This is a genomic window from Rhizobium leguminosarum (genome assembly GCF_001679785.1).
GTDB lineage: Bacteria > Pseudomonadota > Alphaproteobacteria > Rhizobiales > Rhizobiaceae > Rhizobium > Rhizobium leguminosarum_R.
This window is the reverse complement of the sequence record NZ_CP016286.1, coordinates 2,056,444-2,072,623: the sequence shown is the minus strand read 5'-3', so window position 1 is coordinate 2,072,623 and position 16,180 is coordinate 2,056,444. Positions and strand designations below refer to the sequence as shown.

Below are 16,180 nucleotides of genomic sequence, written 5' to 3'. Positions count from 1 at the left end.
TGGCCATCAGCTGCATGTCTGGGATGGACGCGCCCACCGCGCCGGCGCCTGGCGGAAGATGGCAGCGCTTTATATTTGACGGGGCGCCGTTATGGCCAATGCAGCGCTGCCGTTGCCACCGGCGCGTCCCAGAGGGCGATCTCCTCGTCGGTCAGCAAGGCAAGGGTAACCGACAGTCCCTGCATGTCGAGCGAGGTGACGTAGGTTCCCACAAGCGAGCGCTCGATCGGAATGCCGCGTTGCTCGATAAAGCGGCGGGCGCCGTTATAGGCAAGGTAGAGTTCGGCCGGTGGCGTGCCGCCGAGGCCGTTGACGAAGAGCAGTGCGCGGGTACCCGGCGCCACGGCGATATCGCCGGCGATGGTCTCGCAGAGATGGCCGATGATGGCGTCGGAGGTGGCGAAGGGCTGCCTGGCATGGCCGGGTTCTCCATGGATGCCGACGCCCACTTCCATTTCGCCGGGTCCGAGCGCAAATGTGGTGCGCTCGGTCTGCGGCATCGTCACGCCGTTCAGCGCGACACCCATCGAGCGGATGCGGGTGTTCAATCCCTTGCCGAGCTGCTTCAATTCGGCAAGCGACATGCCGCGTTCGGCCGCAGCACCCAGGAGCTTTTCGACGATCAGCGTTCCGGCAACACCGCGCCGGCCATTGCCTTCGCCGGACCTTGATGTCTCGATATCGTCGCTGACGACGACCATGTCGATGTTGTGGCGGTCGCCGGCCATCTCGATCGCCATTTCGAAATTCATCAGATCGCCGTCATAGTTCTTGACCACGAGCAGGCAGCCGGCGCCCGTATCGGCCTCTTCGATGGCGGCGATGATCTGGCTCGGTGTGGGAGAAGTGAAGATATGGCCGACGCAGGCGGCATCCAGCATGCCGTGGCCGACGAAGCCGATATGCATCGGCTCATGGCCGGCGCCGCCGCCCGAGATGAGCGCCACCTTGCCAGCGGTGAGATGGCGGCGGCGGATGCATTTGCGCTCAGGCCCGAACACCACCAAGGCCTCATGGGCGCGCACGAAGCCTTCGACGCTTTCGGCGACCATGGTTTCCGCAGTGTTCATGAACTTCTTCATCAAGCCCCTCCCAAGGCCAAAAGCATTACGTTACGTCAATCCGCTCACTACTCACTCGCCCCCGATATCGCGACGATCTTCTGCACCAGATCGGAGATCGCCTCTTCCAATAGGCGGTTTTTCCTGTCGTCGCCGAAGTCGGGCACCATCAGCGACAGGTGCCGCAATTTCTCGGAATGGCCGAGGTCCGGCAGCTTGCCGGGATGGGCGGCTTGATAGGCTTCGAGAAAGCGCTCCTGTTCGGCGGCGCTGAAATGGCAGACGCGGACGATCGTCGCGAGATGGCGCGCCGGCAGCGGCGTTGCATAGGTCGGGCTGGTGATCTGCGTGACGAAGCTGCGATGTTTTCCAAGCGCGGTCGCCAGGCGCTGGCGCGTGCCCGATGGCCTGTTGTCGATGATCTGCGCCAGAATGGACTTGTAGGCGATAATGGCGTCTTCGGTGTCTTCGCGCGCCATTCTACTCTCCGGCTGCCCTTGTGCCATCGGCGTTGAGGCCGATGATCGCCGATCTTATCGCGGGACGCCGGGCCGGCGCCACGGAAAAATGCCGGAAGCCGGCGGCAAGCAGCCTGGGCAGATAGTGCGGATTGCCGGCCATATCGCCGCAGATGCTGACCGGCTTGCCGGAGGTCAGCTTCACCGCCTGGGCAAGCAGCCGGAGCACGGCGGGTGCCGCCTTGCCGGCATCGGCGTCGATATCGTCGCGGGCGGAGGCGGCAAGATATTGGGTGAGGTCGTTGGTTCCGAACGAGAAGAACGCCGCCGCCCCGAAGGTATCGAGCATCAATGCGGCTGATGGTACCTCCACCATCATGCCGATCGGCGGCATCCGGTGGGGCAGGGCACGGCGGCCGAGCTTTTCGGCTTCCTCCCGGAAGATGTCACGCATCCTGTCGATTTCATCAGGAAAGGTCACCATCGGCAGCATCACCGACAGCCTGCCGAGGACGGCGGCGCGCAGCAGGGCGCGGGCCTGGATGCGGGCGATTTCCGGCCGGGCAAGCAGCAGCCGGATGCCGCGCAGGCCCGAGCCGGAGAGAGCCGGCAGGTCTTCGAGGCCGGCGAGCGGCTTGTCGCCGCCGATATCGAGCATGCGGATCGTTACCGGCCTGTCGCCCGCCTGCTCCAGCACGCGGCGATAGATCGCCAGCTGCCGTTCCTCATTGGCGGCATCGGCCACTGAGGTTATTGAAAATTCCGAGCGCATCAGGCCGACGCCGGCTGTTGCCGGATCGAGCGCATCGATCTCGGCGGCATCGTTGATGTTGATCGAGAGCAGGATCGGCACGCCGTCCGCTGTGCGCAGTTCGCCGCCGGCGGTTTGCGTGTCGGCGGCAGGCGCCTGTGCCGGTGTCAAGGGCGCAATCAGCATGCTGCCCGCCTGCAGGATGACCGCACCGGCGTTGCCATCCACGCTGACAGGATCTCCGTCTGCGGCTGAAAAGCGGCCTGCGCCGACCACCATCGGCACCGATTTCGCCCGGGCGAGCAGGGCGACATGGCCGGCAGTGCTGCCTGCGAACAGCGCGATGCCGCCGCCTTTCGACCAGTCATGGGCGAGAAAGCGGCTCGGCTCCATATCCTTGCCGACGAAGACCGAACCGGGCGGGAAATCGGCGATCGGCGTGCCGGCGAGCGCCCCGAGCACACGGTTCTTGATGTCGAGAATATCGACGGCGCGTGCCCGCATCTGCTCTTCATCGGCCGCTTCGAGTTCGCCGATATAGGCGTCGAGGGTGGCGACCCAGGCAAAGACGACATTCCCGTCGGCTTCGATGCGTGCGCCGGTCGCTTCCGCGATCGTCGGATCGCGCAGCACCTCGATCTGGAAATCGATGATATCCCGGCTTTCCGCATCGGCTCCATCGGCAAGGTGCTCGAGTTCGCCGATCGAGATATCGATCGCCTTCTCCAGCGCGCCGTATCCACCAACGGCTCGGGACGCAGGGGCAGCGTCCGGCCGCTCGGCAGCGGAAGGAGCCTTCGGCTCCCCCGCGAGAAAGGCCGGGCCGGATGCGATGCCGGGGGATGCGCTCTTCGCCTTCAGTCTAAGCGGTTCGGCCATGTTTCTTTTCCTCATCGAAGTTGCGCTCGATGAGTTCCTTCAGCGCGCGGATCGCCTCTTCGGCGAGGATGCCGTCGGCGCGGATCCGGAGGATCGATCCTTTTCGGATTCGCGCGCCCATGATCTTGATGATGCTCTTGCCGTTAAGCCAGACATCGCTGCCGTTGACGGCGATCTCGATCGAACAGGGGAAGGACTTGGCAAGCCGCGTGAAGGTGACGGAGGGGCGGGCATGCAGCCCGACGCCGTGCTTGACTTCCACTTCCGTCTGGCAGTTCACCTTAAATGGCTCGGGCAATGGCTCGGGCTCCTGTTTCTTTCGACGCAATCCGTTCGTCATCAGGGAGACAATTCCTCGGCTGTGGCGACGACTTTAGCCAGCGAAGCGCCCCCCGAAGCCTCGGCGGCGGCGATGACGGCGCCTTCGACGAGCGGCGCGTTGCAGATGGAGACGAGGGCCGAGCGGGGAAGGCCCAGCATTTCGATCGCCATCTCGCTGTTGGTTTCTGCGCCGCCGAGATCGACGAAGACGGCGACGCCGGCATCGGACCAGGCGGCCTCGATTGCCTTCAGAATGCCGCCGGCATCGGTGCCGAGTTCGCCATGGGCATTGCCGCCCGACCAGGCGAGCGGCACACAGTCGCCGACCATCTGCCTGATCATGTCGGCGATCCCCCTTGCCACCAGCGGCGAGTGGGAGACGATCACGATACCCACATTTGCGGTCTTTCCAATCATTGCGGACGGTGCTCCCCGAGATAGCGGCAGATCGCCGTGGTCAGCAGCGCGCAGCTCGACGCGCCGGGATCGATATGACCGATGGAACGGTCGCCGAGATAGGCCGCGCGCCCGCGCATCGCCTTCATGTCAGCGGTGCGGTTGGCAGAACGCTCGGCCCTGCGGGCGATTGCGCCGAGCGGAGAGCGGCTGGCGAGTGCCGCATGCACGGGATAGAGCACGTCGAGCAGGGTTTTGTCGCCGGCATGCGCCCGACCGCGTCTCGCGACGGCATCGATCGCCTGTTTCAGCACCTGCGAAAAATCGGGCTTTTCGTTGCTCTTGCGAAGCTCGCGGCCGATCTCCATCAGCAGCGTGCCGTAGAGCGGCCCGGCCGCACCGCCGACATTCATCACCAGCGTCAGGCCGATCTTTTCCATGGCGTCGGGGAAGGGCAGGCTGGACAGGCTCTCGCCTTCGGCGCTCACCGCCTCGCAGCCGCGCCGCATATTGGTTCCGTGATCGCCATCGCCGATGGCGCGATCGAGCGCACAGAGGTGATCGCTGTTTTCCGCGATCGTCGCGCGGCACACCTCGATCAATCCTGCCACAAGCACCGGTTCCGCCTGCACTGCCATCCTCCCTGTCGCCGCGCCTCCCGCGGGCTTTTGAATTTCACGCCAGTCAGGCGAGGCTTGCCACCACGCCGAACGCGCCGGCAACCGCGACGGCGCCCGGATCGGCAACGCCCGCCAGATCCCTTTCGCCGACATAGGAGGCGCGTCCGGCTCTCGCCTTCATCATCGTCTTCGTCGATTCGGCGCCGGCTGCCGCGGCCTTTGCCGCCGCGATGACATCGCCGGATGCCAGCGCCTGCAGGGCAGGCGACAGTGCATCGACCATCGTCCGGTCGCCGACTGCGGCTCCACCATAGAACGTCATCCTGTCGAGCCCGGCAAGAAGGGCTGCTGATATATCGGCCTTGTCGGCCATCGTCTTTGCCGCAGCGGTGAAGAAGATCGACAGCAGCACGCCGCTCGATCCGCCCATGCTGGTGCCGAGGATTTCGCCGAGCGAGGCAAGCGTTGCCGCCGGCCGGTCGAGCGGCAGCGTATCGAGGCGGGCCAGCACGCTGCGGGCGCCTGACGCCACCGTCGAGCCGGTATCGCCATCTCCGACGCGGCCGTCCAGGCGGTTGAGTTCGGTTTCCTGGGAGATCAAATGCTCACAGAGCGCAGTGATCAGGCGCCGGTTGCGGCTGTTCTCTCCGGCCATACCATTCGCGCCGTTCAAGCCGGCTGATGTTCTCGGTGCGGCGATGATCTGGATCTCGTGGCGTTCGACGGCCGGCATCCAGGCATGCGGTTCGACCGCTGCCGTCAGTGCCGCCTCACGCACGGCGTCCAGCCGGATCAGTGACAGCGAGAAGCCGTTCATATTGAGCGCGGTCATCATCGGCGCCGGTCCGATGATCAGCCGGAGGCGGTGGCCAAGCGGCGAGGATAGCACGGCGTTGGCGATGACGGTCATTTCGAGCGGCGGCACGGCGCCGAGATTGTTGATGAGGAGGCAGTGGCTTGCCCCTTCGCGCAGCGTTGGCGATAGGCGCGCCACCATGGTGGAGACGATATTGGCGACCGGCTGCAGGGTGATGCGCTCGACACCGGGCTCGCCGTGGATGCCGAGGCCGAGTTCGCCTTCGTTTTCGCCGAGACGGTCCTCATGCGCCTGGCCCGGCACGCTGCAGGTGGAAAGCGACATGCCGAGCGAGACGATATCGCCGGCCGCGGCCGCGGCATGGGCTGCGACCGTCTTCAGGTCCTCGCCCCTTTCGGCGTGATAGCCAGCGATCTTGTGGACGAACAGCGTGCCGGCGACGCCGCGCGGCTGGTTGATGCCGGGGATGGCGATATCGTCGGCGACGATGACCATTTCGACGTCGAAGCCCTCGGCGCGCGCCTTCTCGGCGGCGAGGCCGAAATTCAGCCGGTCGCCGGTATAGTTCTTGACGATCAGCAGGGCGCCCTTTTCGCCGGCGACGGCGCGGATCGCCGTCAGCACGGCATCGACGCTCGGCGAGGCGAAAATCTCGCCGGATACGGCAGCCGTCAGCATACCCTTACCGACGAAGCCGGCATGGGAGGGCTCATGACCGGCGCCGCCGCCGGAGATGATCGCCACCTTCGACTTGTCCCAGTCCGCTCGCAGGATCACCTTGATGTCGGGAAAGCTGTCGAGGCGGGCAAGACGACCCTTGCTGCTCGTCAGAAGCAGACCGTCCAAGGCTTCGGTGACGATGTTTTCCCTGCGGTTGAAGAAGTGTTTCATCGATTGAGACCCGTCTGTTTGTTTTTCATGCCATCATCACGCTGTTTGCCGGTCAGGACAGGCGCTGTCCAGCCGCATCGAAATAAAGCGGATCGCGCAACGTCAGGCTGATCCGGTCGCCCGGCGCGATCGCCAGATATGGATCTGCAAGTGTGACGAGCTTGTGATTGCCAGCCCTGATGTGCAGATGGTTCTGGTCGCCGAGATGTTCGATCCAGTCGATCTCGGCATTGGCATCCTTGCTGACAATGATGTCGAGATGTTCGGTGCGGGCGCCGACTGTCTTCGTGCCGGCCGGCGGCTGGCCGCCCGGCAGCAGATCCGCCGGCAAAAGGTTGATATGCGGCTGGCCGAGGCGGGCGGCGACATGCAGGTTGGCGGGATTGCCGTAGATCTCGCGCGGTGTTCCCACTTGCATCAGCCGTCCCTCGGCAACGATGCCGATGCGGTCGGCCATCGTCATGGCTTCCACCTGGTCGTGAGTGACATAGAGCAGCGTCGAGCCGAGTTCCTTCTGGATACGCTTCAGTTCCAGGCGCAGTTCGGCGCGCAGCTTGGCGTCGAGCGAGGACAGCGGTTCGTCCATCAGATAGATCGCCGGCCGGCGCACCAGCGCCCGGCCGATCGCGACACGCTGCATCTCGCCGCCGGAAAGCCTGGTCGAGCGGTTCTCCAGCTTGTGGTCGATCCGGACCATGCGCGCGACTTCGCGCACGCGCCGGTCGATCTCCGCGGTGCTGAGTTTGCGGACCGGCGCCTTCAGCGGGAAGGCGAGGTTCTCGTAAACCGTCATATGCGGATAGAGCGAATATTGCTGGAAGACGAAGGCGACATCGCGTTCGGCGGGGGCTTCGGCGGCGACATTGCGGCCGCCGATCTCGATGCCGCCGCTATCGGGCTTTTCGAGGCCGGCGATCAGCCGCAACGTCGTGGTCTTGCCGGCGCCTGTGGGACCGAGCAGCACGACGAACTCGCCGTCGCGGATCGAAAGATCGAGGTCGGCCAAAGCCTGGGTGTCGCCGAAGCGCTTGGCGAGGTTCCTGAGGACGACATCAGCCATGCCGGGTCTCCTGATAGAGCGAGGATGGCACCGCGCGGCCCGATGTGCAGTCGAAGAGTGCGAGTTTCGCCGGGTTGAATTCGAGGCCGACCCTTTCGCCGATCTGGAAGCTGCGATTGGCGGGAACGCGGGCCTTGATTAATCCTCCCTGGGTTTCCACAGCCACGACCTGGTTGGTGCCGAGATATTCGCTGCCATAGACGGCGCCGCGCAGCGCCGAGGCGTCGCTGAAGCGGATATGTTCCGGCCGCACGCCGAGCGCCAGTTCGCTTTCGGCCATGTCCTGGTGGATCTCGGGAACAGCGACATCGACGCCGTCGAGCAGGATGGAGCGATCGCCGCTTTTCAAGCCGGAGGTGAAGCGCATGAAGTTCATCGGCGGCGAGCCGATGAAATCGGCCACATACATGGTCGCAGGCTTGGCATAGATCTCCTGCGGCGTGCCGAACTGCTCGATGACGCCATGGTTCATGACGGCGATCTTGTCGGCCATAGCCATTGCCTCATGCTGGTCATGGGTGACGTAGACGGTGGTCGCGTGGATGCGGTTGTGCAGTTCGCGCAGCTCATGGACCATGATCTCGCGGAACTCGGCGTCCAGCGTGCCGAGCGGCTCGTCCATCAGGAAGCACTTCGGACGCCGGACGATGGCGCGGCCGAGCGCCACGCGCTGCCGGTCGCCGCCGGCAAGGCCGGAGACCGGGCGGTTGAGAATATGGTCGATCTGCAGCAGGCGCGCGGTCTCTTCGACGCGCTGACGGATTTCGGCCTTTGGCATGCCCTGCGACAGCAGCGGGAAGCCGATGTTCTTGCGCACGTTCATATGCGGGTAGAGCGCGAAGAGCTGGAAGACGAAGGCGATGTCGCGGGCGCTGGCGCGGTTGAAGGTGACGTCCTCGCCATCGAGATAGATCTTGCCACTGCTCGGCAGCTCGAGGCCGGCGATCATGCGAAGCGTCGTGGTCTTGCCGCAACCGGAGGGGCCCAGAAGCGCCAGGAACTCGCCGTCATGGACGGTGAAGCTCGAATCCTCAACGGCGACGAAGCTGCCGAACTCCTTGCGGAGATTTTCGATCCGGATGTCGGCCATGGTTCACTCCGGGAATTTCGAAACGATGATGAACATGACGGTGCCTATGAGCAGGGTGACCAGCGAATAGGTGTAGAGCACCAGCAGGAAGGGCTGGAACAGCATCAGGAAGCCGAGCCCGATCAGCACGGTGGCGATGGTCTCCATCGGGCCGCGGCGCAGGAAGAGCGGCCGCTTCGGACGTGCAGGGGCTGACGTTTCGATCAGATAGCTCATTTGCGGACGGCTCCGAAGGTGATGCCGCGCAGCAGCTGCTTGCGCAGGAGAATGGTGAAGACCAGGATCGGGATCAGGAAGATCGTCGTGCCGGCGGCGACCGCCGGCCAGTCCTGCCCGCCTTCGCCGATGATCGTCGGAATGAAGGGCGGCGCGGTCTGGGCCTCACCCGAAGTCAGGAGCGCGGCGAAGGCATATTCGTTCCAGGCAAAGATCAGGCAGAAGATCGCGGTCGCGGCAATGCCGGTCGTTGCCTGCGGCAGCACGACCTTGCGGAAGGCCTGAAGGCGGGTATAGCCGTCGATCATCGCCGCTTCCTCGTATTCGCGCGGGATCTCGTCGATGAAGCCCTTGAGCAGCCAGACGGCGAGCGACACGTTGACGGCGGTGTAGAGCAGGATCATGCCCAAGGCCGTGTCCGACAGGCCGAGCTCGCGGTACATCAGGTAGATCGGGATGGCGACGGCGATCGGCGGCATCATGCGCGTCGACAGGATAAAGAACAGTAGGTCGTCGGCAAGCGGCACCTTGAAGCGGGAGAAGCCATAGGCGGCGAGCGTGCCGAGGAAGACCGCCAGGAAGGTGGAACCGAAGGCGATCACCAGCGAATTGACGAAGCGCGGCAGGAAGTTCGACGGGCCGGCGATTACCATGTTGCGCTTGCGGGTCACCTCATCACAGGCGCCGGCCGGCGCCGGCAGCGAGGCGATATAGTCGGGCGTCTGCCGCGTGCGCGTGGTGAACAGATTGCAATAGCCTTCGAGCGACGGGGTGAAGACAATTTTCGGGGGATAGCTGATCGAATCCGGCGGCGACTTGATGCTGGTCAGGAAGATCCAGACGAGCGGGATGAGGGTGATCAGCGCATAGAGGACCACAATCGTGCCGGCGATGCGTTTGCTGGACAGGCTCGGTTCGACGACCGAATGGGCTGAGTTGGCGGCGCTCATCGTTGCTTCACCTTGTTCAGGGCCTTGACGTAGATGTTGGCGAGGCCGAACACCGCGACGAACAGGATGATGGCGAAGGCCGAGGCCCGGCCGGTCGCCCAGCTTTCAAAGGCGGCACGTTTCAGCGTGATCGAGGCGACCTCGGTGACCGAACCCGGCCCGCCGCCGGTCAGCAGCGTCACCATGTCGAACATCTTGAAATTCTCGATGCCGCGGAAGAGCACCGCGAGCATGATGAAGGGCAGCGCCATCGGCACGGTGATCGACCAGAACTGGCGCCAGGGCGAGGCACGGTCGACCTCGGCCGCCTCATAGATATAGTCGGGGATCGAGCGCAGGCCGGCGAGGCAGATCAGCATCACATAGGGCGTCCACATCCAGGTATCGACGATGATGATCGCCCAAGGCGCCAGTGTCACGTTGCCGAGCATCTGGATATCCGATGTCGGAATGCCTGTGACCAGCGACACGGCATAGGCGAAGAGGCCGATCTGAGGCTCGTAGAGGAAACGCCAGAAATTGCCGACGACGGCGGGCGACAGCATCATCGGGATCAGGATGATCGTCGTCCAGAAAGCATGACCGCGAAACTTGCGGTCGATCAGATAGGCGAGCGTGAAGCCGATCACCGTCTGCAGCACGATCGTCCAGAAAACGAAATGCGCGGTGGTCTGCATCGCCTGCCAGATATCGGGATCGTTGAGGACGCGCTGGTAATTTCCGAAGCCGACACCCAGGACCGGGGCATTCGGCCGGTTGGCGCGGTAATTGGTGAAGGAGAGATAGACCGCCCAAAGCAGCGGGAAGATGTTGATCGCCAAGAGCAGCGTGATGGCAGGCGCAATGAACAGCCAGGCGATCGCCCTGTCGGAGAGGCCGCGGACGCGCCGGGCGACCGAGGAGGGCGTTGCCCTTGCAGTCGCGTCGGCTGCCTTCTCGACAATGGAAGAATGGGAAATAGTCAAGTTTTCACCCGGTCTTTTGGAACATGGGAGATCTGGCGGCCCGGCTCGTCTGCGGATCCGGGCCGCCATCCAGAGAAGGATGGCGCGTGTCAGAGTGCCACGTGTCTGCCTTCGCACTGGGTCTGGCCGGACATTAGATCTTGCCGTCGTCCTTGAAGACGTCGCTCCAGTCTTTCACCAGACCGTCGAGCGCTTCCTTGGCGGTGCCGTTGCCGGCGACCACGTAGTTATGGACGCGCTTCTGCATGGCCTGCAGCAGCGAGGCGTAGCTCGGCTCGGCCCAGAAGTCCTTGACGATTGCCATCGAGTCCAGGAAGGCCTGGGCATAGGGCTGGCTCTTGGCAAAGCCCGGCGCGCTGACGACGGAATTCAGGCATGAAAAGCCGCCGAGTTCCCACCATTTGGCCTGCACGTCAGGCTGTGCGAACCACTTGATGTATTGCAGAGCGGCGTCGCGCTTGTCGGAATAGGAGACTACCGAGATGCCCTGGCCGCCGAGCTGGGCGAAATGGGCCTTTTCAGCCGGATTGGGGAAGAAGCCGATCCTCTCGCCGCCGACCTTCTCGTCCTTGTAGAGGCCGGGCCAGGTGAAGGCGAAATTCATCTGCATGGCGACCTGGCCGGATTTGAAGGCGTCGGCGGATTCAACCATGTAGACGTTTGAGCTCCCGGGCGGCGTGCAGCAATCATAGAGGGATTTGTAGAATTCGAGGCCCTTGACCGCGTCGGCCGAATTGACGAAGCCCTCCATGTCATAGGGCTTTTTCGGGTTCTCGTACTGGAATCCCCAGTCGTAGAGCACGTTGGTGACGCCCATGGTGATGCCTTCGGAGCCGCGCTCGGTATAGATCGAGGCGCCGTAGACGGGCTTGCCGTCGATCTGACGCTTCTGGAAGAACTCGGCGATCTGCTTCAGCTCGTCGTAGGTCTTCGGGGCTGCGAGATCCCGGCCGTATTTCGCCTTGAATTCCTTCTGCAGTTCCGGCTTCTCGAACCAGTCCTTGCGATAGGTCCAGCCGACGACGTCGCCCATCGCAGGCAGCGCCCAGTAGTTCGGGGTGTTCTTCGGCCATTCCGAGTAGCCGACGACGGTCGCCGGCACGAAGTCATCCATCTTGATGCCTTCCTTGTCGAAGAAGTCGTTGAGCTTGACGTAGTGGCCATTCTCGGCCGAGCCGCCGATCCACTGGCTGTCGCCGATGATGAGATCGCAGAGCTTGCCGTGCGAATTCAGCTCGTTGAGGAAGCGGTCGGCATAATTCGTCCAGGGAACGAATTCGAACTTCATCTGTGTGCCGGTCTTGGCGGTGAAATCCTTCGACAGCTCGACCAGCGCATTGGCGGGGTCCCATGCGGCCCAGCACAGCGTCAGTTCATCGGCTTTGGCGAGATTGGGCAATGCCGACGACATGACGAATGCCGTGGCCAGCCCAAAAAGGGCTTTCGATGTTTTCTGCATAAGTTCCTCCCAGAACCAAGGGCCGGCTCCCCGCCGGCGTCGCATGTTCACCCACTTCAGAGAATGCTCACATGAACTCCTCAATCATCATGTTTAGCAATATGTTTAGTGATATCTATTTTTATAAACATTGCAAGCGCCAATCGTTGCTGCAACGCGACAGGTGTCGCGCCCATGGGCGGATAGTTTTGGAGCCATCTTTTCGGCAGATCGCGAAAATTTTTTTGGCGAGCGTACCGAAGCAGCGACATCTGGCCTCGCTGCGACATCGATCGCACGATATGGACTGCACGTCGCTCCTCATTTTCCCCGGAGCGGTTCAAGCTTGGCCTCGCTTCGGTGGGGCCTTTTTCTTGAATCCTTCTTGGGTCGATGCCGCCACGCATCGGGCCGCATCGGGAATATTCCTGCGCAGTGCGAGATTTAGCCTTTCCGGCCGGATGCAACGGGCGTATTCAGCCAGTGCGCGGCTTCCATGTCTGCGCTTCTCCGCGCGGCAGATCTCCGATCGGCTTCCTCCCGTTTTCCTGCCGCGTCATCCGGAATTTTCATTGGCAGATCGATGACCACGGCAGAGACGAGCGAGAATGGGCAAGAGGCCGCAGGCGGCCGCCAGGCGAAGATCGTGGCGCTGGTCGTTGCCGTTTCCTTCTTCATGCAGATCCTCGACGGCACGATCGTCACCACCTCGCTGCCGCAGATGGCGGCAAGCTTCGGCGTGCAGCCGGTGTCGATGAGCATCGGTATCACCGTCTACATGCTGACGATGGCCGCCTTCATTCCGCTGTCGGGCTGGCTCGGCGATCGGTTCGGCGCGCGCCGCATCTTCCTGATGTCGATCGCCGTCTTCACCGGCGCCTCGCTGTTTTGCGGGCTGTCCGGCAGCCTTGCCGAATTCGTGCTGTGGCGCGCCGTCCAGGGGGCGGGCAGCGCACTGATGACGCCGGTCGGGCGCATCATCGTGCTCAGGAATGCCCGCAAGTCGGAACTCGTCCAGGCGATCGCGCTGATCACCTGGCCGGCGCTGACGGCGCCGGTGATCGGCCCGGTGCTCGGCGGCTTCATCACCACCTATGCCAGCTGGCACTGGAACTTCCTCATCAATATCCCGATCGGCATTCTGGGCATCGCGCTGGTGCTGCGCTTCGTGCCGGAGCAGCGCGAGACCAATCCCGGCAGGCTGGATCTTGTGGGCTTTGTGCTGAGCGCCGCCGGGCTGACCTTCCTGCTCGCCGCCCTCGAACTCTCGGTCAAATGGGACGGCGGGTTTTTGCCCATCATATCAATGCTGGCGGCGGGCATCGTGCTGTCAGTCATGGCGACGCGGCATTTCCTCGCCGTCGACAATCCGCTGCTCGATCTTTCAGCCTTCCGCATCCAGACATTCTCGATGTCGACGCTGTCGGCGGGCACGGCCTGCCGGATGGCGATCAATGCGACGCCGTTCCTGCTGCCTCTGCTGTTCCAGCTCGGCTTCGGCCTGAGCTCGATTGCCGCCGGCACCTATCTGCTCGTTTATTTTCTCGGCAATTTCAGCATGAAGGCGGTGACGACGCCGCTGCTGCGCTTTTTCGGCTTTCGCACCGTGCTTGGGGTCAACGGGCTGATCGCAGCGCTTTCGATCGTCGGCTGCGGTTTCCTCTCGCCGCAGACGCCGCCGTTTTTCATCCACGTGCTGCTTTTCCTCGCCGGCCTGTCGCGGTCGATGGAATTTACCGCGCTAAACACACTCGCCTTCGCAGATATCGGCCCGGCGCAGCGAAGCTCGGCCTCGACGCTGTCGAGCATGCTGCAGCAGGTATCGATGCTGCTCGGCGTGGCAGTGGCAGCGGCCGTGCTCAACATCGCCTCGGCTTTTAGGGGCGCCGACAATCCCGTCCTTGCCGATTTCCGCTGGGCTTTCGTCGTGGTCGGCGCGATCGGGGTCGTCTCGTCGCTGCGCTTCCTGCAATTGCCGGCAGAGGCAGGGGCCGAAGTATCCGGCCACCGGAAATTCCAGAAAAATTAGCTTATGCGCGGAACCAATCGGGCCGCTCGGCGTTGATGCATCTCATTTCAGGTTTTTCGTTTCCCCATCTCCTTCAACGACATCCATAGGGATCCTCCGCAGGCCAGGGTCATGTTCTGAAAATGCCGGCTTCCCGACATCCTACTTCCGCGCCGCCTGCGACAAGAGCGAGGGATAACCGCTGTTTACCCCAGGCGGCCGATGAAATACGACATTCCCATGCGGACGACTCGGAGGCTTGCGGGCGGTCGTCGCTGCGAGAGAACGCCGGAGACCGAATGAGCAATGCTAGCGGCGACGCGGACGCCCTGATCCACATCCTCTATATTGACGACGACGAGGGGCTTGCCCTCCTGATGCAAAAAAACCTGCGCCGGCGCGGCTTTTCGGTCGAGTGGGCCGAGAGCGGCGCCGCTGGTCTTGCGAGACTGGGCGAGGGCGGTATCGACGCCATCGTGCTCGATCATCTCGTGGCTGACGAAACCGGCCTCGACATTTTGCCCAGCATCACGGCGATACCGGATCACCCACCGGTCATCTATGCGACGGGTTCGGACGATACCAGCATCGCAGTCGCGGCGCTGAAGGCCGGCGCCGATGATTACATGCTGAAGGGCATCTCAGCCGATTATTTCGACCTGCTCGCCGCCGCCCTCGAACAGGCGCTGGAGCGGGCACGTTTTCGCCGCGAGACGGCGCAGGCGCAGGAGGTGATCCGCCAGCAGCGCGACCTTGCCGAAATGCTGCTTGCCGAAGTCAATCACCGTATCGCCAACAGCCTCGGCCTCGTCGGCGCGTTGATCCGCATGCAATCCTCGATGACCACGGACCAGGTCGCGATCGATGCGCTGCACGAAACGCAGATGCGCATCAACGCCATCGCCAGCGTGCACCGCCGGCTCTATACCAACCGGCAGGTCGGCTCGGTACAGGTTGACGAATATCTGAACAGCCTGCTCACCGAACTCGAAACCTCGATGCGCGACGACAAGCGGCCGCACCGCATCGTGCTCACCGCGCAGCCGGTCAATCTGGCGACCGACAAGGTGATCACGCTTGGGCTGATCGTCAGCGAGCTCGTCACCAATGCCTTCAAATATGCCTATCCGGACAACGTGCCGGGTGAGATCCGCGTCATCGTCGATCAGACGGATGGGGCATTGCGCGTCGTTGTCGAGGATGACGGCGCCGGTTTCGACCCGTCGAGCCCGGCCAGGGGAACCGGCCTTGGTACACGCATTCTGACGGCCATGGCCGCCAGCCTGAAATCGGATTTCGCCTATGACCCCGGCCACGACGGAACCAAGGCGACCCTGGTGTTTTCGTTGCATGAGGGGACATAGGAAGTGCAGCGCAGGGTGTTCCGCGTGGCACCCTCATCCGCCCTACAGGCACCGATCGGGGTCGAGCCACTGGTCTCGACCCGTCCTTCGGACCCCGAGGGGAGAAGGGGGAATCGAGACGTTGCCGCGAATCTCTTCTCCCCAGCGGGGAGAAGGTGGCGGCAGCCGGATGAGGGGGCTCCCAGCACTGTTATCCCTTTTCGTACAATAATTTACCGAAGCTGCATCATCAAGCCTAATGCTAGGGAAGGGGAAACATGGCGACGATCCGCACACCGAAGGAAGTGTATGATTTCTGGTTCGTGAGATGCGGCCGGGAGCTGTGGTTCCGCTCGACGCCGGAACTCGACGTGGAGATCCGCGAAGGCTTCCGTGATACTCATCTGGCACTTGCCGCAGGCGTCGGCGACGAATGGCGGGCGGATGCGGAGAGCCGGCTGGCGGCTGTGATCGTGCTCGACCAGTTTCCCCGCAATATCTATCGCGGCACGGCGCTTGCCGTTGCGACCGACGGGCTGGCGTTGAGAGAAGCCCAGCTCGCGCTGGCCGCCGGCGCCGACCGGGCGGTCGAAGCCGCATGCCGCACCTTTTTCTACATGCCCTTCGAACATGCCGAGAATCTCGACGAACAGGAACATTCGGTGGCGCTGTTCACCGCGCTTGGCGACGATGAATACCTCGATTACGCGATCCGCCATCGCGACGTGATCGCTGCCTTTGGCCGCTTTCCGCACCGCAATGCCATGCTCGGACGCGAGTCGACTGCTGAGGAATGCGACTATCTCTCCCGGCCCGATGCCGGTTTCTGAGGGTTTCCAGGGAGCTTCCGCCTTTCTGTCGCCTTTCTTTACTAAGACAAGCTGGCATTCTATTCCGATGACAACCTTTCCCGGAG

General features: G+C 63.2%; 17 protein-coding genes and 1 pseudogene. 4 read left to right on the top strand and 14 right to left on the bottom strand.

Annotated features, from left to right (window positions below):
* Position 1: 1 nt before the first annotated feature.
* Positions 2 to 79, top strand: a pseudogene (locus tag BA011_RS41425) (esterase); the annotation flags it as partial.
* Between the two features lie 10 nt (positions 80 to 89).
* On the opposite strand, the gene BA011_RS10365 reads toward BA011_RS41425, so the two are convergent.
* The 14 genes from BA011_RS10365 to BA011_RS44215 all read right to left on the bottom strand — a co-directional run bounded on the left by BA011_RS10365 (position 90) and on the right by BA011_RS44215 (position 12,320).
* Complete coding sequence (locus tag BA011_RS10365) at positions 90 to 1,082, bottom strand: dihydroxyacetone kinase subunit DhaK (RefSeq protein WP_065280385.1); 993 nt, start codon at positions 1,080 to 1,082, stop codon at positions 90 to 92.
* 47 nt (positions 1,083 to 1,129) lie between these two features.
* On the bottom strand, positions 1,130 to 1,540 hold the full coding sequence (locus BA011_RS10360; protein ID WP_062943731.1) for a hypothetical protein: 411 nt from the start codon (positions 1,538 to 1,540) through the stop codon (positions 1,130 to 1,132).
* 1 nt (position 1,541) lies between these two features.
* Positions 1,542 to 3,149, bottom strand: a complete 1,608-nt coding sequence (locus tag BA011_RS10355; RefSeq protein WP_065280384.1) for a putative PEP-binding protein — start codon at positions 3,147 to 3,149, stop codon at positions 1,542 to 1,544.
* Positions 3,133 to 3,489, bottom strand: a complete 357-nt coding sequence (locus BA011_RS10350) for an HPr family phosphocarrier protein (RefSeq protein WP_065280383.1) — start codon at positions 3,487 to 3,489, stop codon at positions 3,133 to 3,135. The genes BA011_RS10355 and BA011_RS10350 overlap by 17 nt, the downstream gene beginning before the upstream one ends.
* Positions 3,489 to 3,887, bottom strand: a complete 399-nt coding sequence (dhaM, locus tag BA011_RS10345) for a dihydroxyacetone kinase phosphoryl donor subunit DhaM (RefSeq protein ID WP_062943728.1) — start codon at positions 3,885 to 3,887, stop codon at positions 3,489 to 3,491. Before dhaM ends, BA011_RS10350 begins: the two co-directional genes overlap by 1 nt.
* Positions 3,884 to 4,504: a dihydroxyacetone kinase subunit DhaL gene (gene dhaL, locus BA011_RS10340; RefSeq protein ID WP_065280382.1), complete on the bottom strand. Its 621-nt coding sequence runs from the start codon at positions 4,502 to 4,504 to the stop codon at positions 3,884 to 3,886. The genes dhaM and dhaL overlap by 4 nt, the downstream gene beginning before the upstream one ends.
* Positions 4,505 to 4,550: 46 nt before the next feature.
* Positions 4,551 to 6,194 carry a dihydroxyacetone kinase subunit DhaK gene (locus tag BA011_RS10335; protein ID WP_065280381.1) on the bottom strand — a complete coding sequence of 548 codons (1,644 nt, stop codon included), beginning with the start codon at positions 6,192 to 6,194 and terminating at the stop codon, positions 4,551 to 4,553.
* A 52-nt stretch (positions 6,195 to 6,246) separates the two neighbouring features.
* The gene (locus BA011_RS10330; protein WP_065280380.1) at positions 6,247 to 7,254 is read right to left on the bottom strand and encodes an ABC transporter ATP-binding protein; all 1,008 of its coding nucleotides are present in this window, start codon (positions 7,252 to 7,254) and stop codon (positions 6,247 to 6,249) included.
* Positions 7,247 to 8,344: an ABC transporter ATP-binding protein gene (locus BA011_RS10325; RefSeq protein WP_065280379.1), complete on the bottom strand. Its 1,098-nt coding sequence runs from the start codon at positions 8,342 to 8,344 to the stop codon at positions 7,247 to 7,249. Before BA011_RS10325 ends, BA011_RS10330 begins: the two co-directional genes overlap by 8 nt.
* Positions 8,345 to 8,347: 3 nt before the next feature.
* Positions 8,348 to 8,560, bottom strand: coding sequence for a hypothetical protein (locus BA011_RS10320; protein WP_065280378.1), 213 nt, complete (start codon positions 8,558 to 8,560; stop codon positions 8,348 to 8,350).
* The gene (locus BA011_RS10315; RefSeq protein ID WP_065280377.1) at positions 8,557 to 9,510 is read right to left on the bottom strand and encodes a carbohydrate ABC transporter permease; all 954 of its coding nucleotides are present in this window, start codon (positions 9,508 to 9,510) and stop codon (positions 8,557 to 8,559) included. Before BA011_RS10315 ends, BA011_RS10320 begins: the two co-directional genes overlap by 4 nt.
* Positions 9,507 to 10,475: a carbohydrate ABC transporter permease gene (locus BA011_RS10310; protein ID WP_020050414.1), complete on the bottom strand. Its 969-nt coding sequence runs from the start codon at positions 10,473 to 10,475 to the stop codon at positions 9,507 to 9,509. The genes BA011_RS10315 and BA011_RS10310 overlap by 4 nt, the downstream gene beginning before the upstream one ends.
* A 133-nt stretch (positions 10,476 to 10,608) precedes the next feature.
* Positions 10,609 to 11,934, bottom strand: coding sequence for an ABC transporter substrate-binding protein (locus tag BA011_RS10305; RefSeq protein WP_065280376.1), 1,326 nt, complete (start codon positions 11,932 to 11,934; stop codon positions 10,609 to 10,611).
* Positions 11,935 to 12,014: 80 nt separating this feature from the next.
* Positions 12,015 to 12,320 carry a hypothetical protein gene (locus BA011_RS44215; protein ID WP_186806538.1) on the bottom strand — a complete coding sequence of 102 codons (306 nt, stop codon included), beginning with the start codon at positions 12,318 to 12,320 and terminating at the stop codon, positions 12,015 to 12,017.
* 176 nt (positions 12,321 to 12,496) lie between these two features.
* Between BA011_RS44215 and BA011_RS10300 the strand changes: the two genes are divergently transcribed.
* From BA011_RS10300 to BA011_RS10290, 3 genes are all read left to right on the top strand, one after another.
* Positions 12,497 to 13,942 (top strand): MFS transporter, encoded by a 1,446-nt coding sequence (locus BA011_RS10300; protein ID WP_065280375.1) that lies wholly within the window; start codon positions 12,497 to 12,499, stop codon positions 13,940 to 13,942.
* A gap of 278 nt (positions 13,943 to 14,220) precedes the next feature.
* Positions 14,221 to 15,285, top strand: a complete 1,065-nt coding sequence (locus BA011_RS10295; protein ID WP_065280374.1) for a sensor histidine kinase — start codon at positions 14,221 to 14,223, stop codon at positions 15,283 to 15,285.
* A gap of 257 nt (positions 15,286 to 15,542) precedes the next feature.
* On the top strand, positions 15,543 to 16,094 hold the full coding sequence (locus tag BA011_RS10290) for a DUF924 family protein (RefSeq protein ID WP_065280373.1): 552 nt from the start codon (positions 15,543 to 15,545) through the stop codon (positions 16,092 to 16,094).
* Positions 16,095 to 16,180 lie beyond the last annotated feature (86 nt).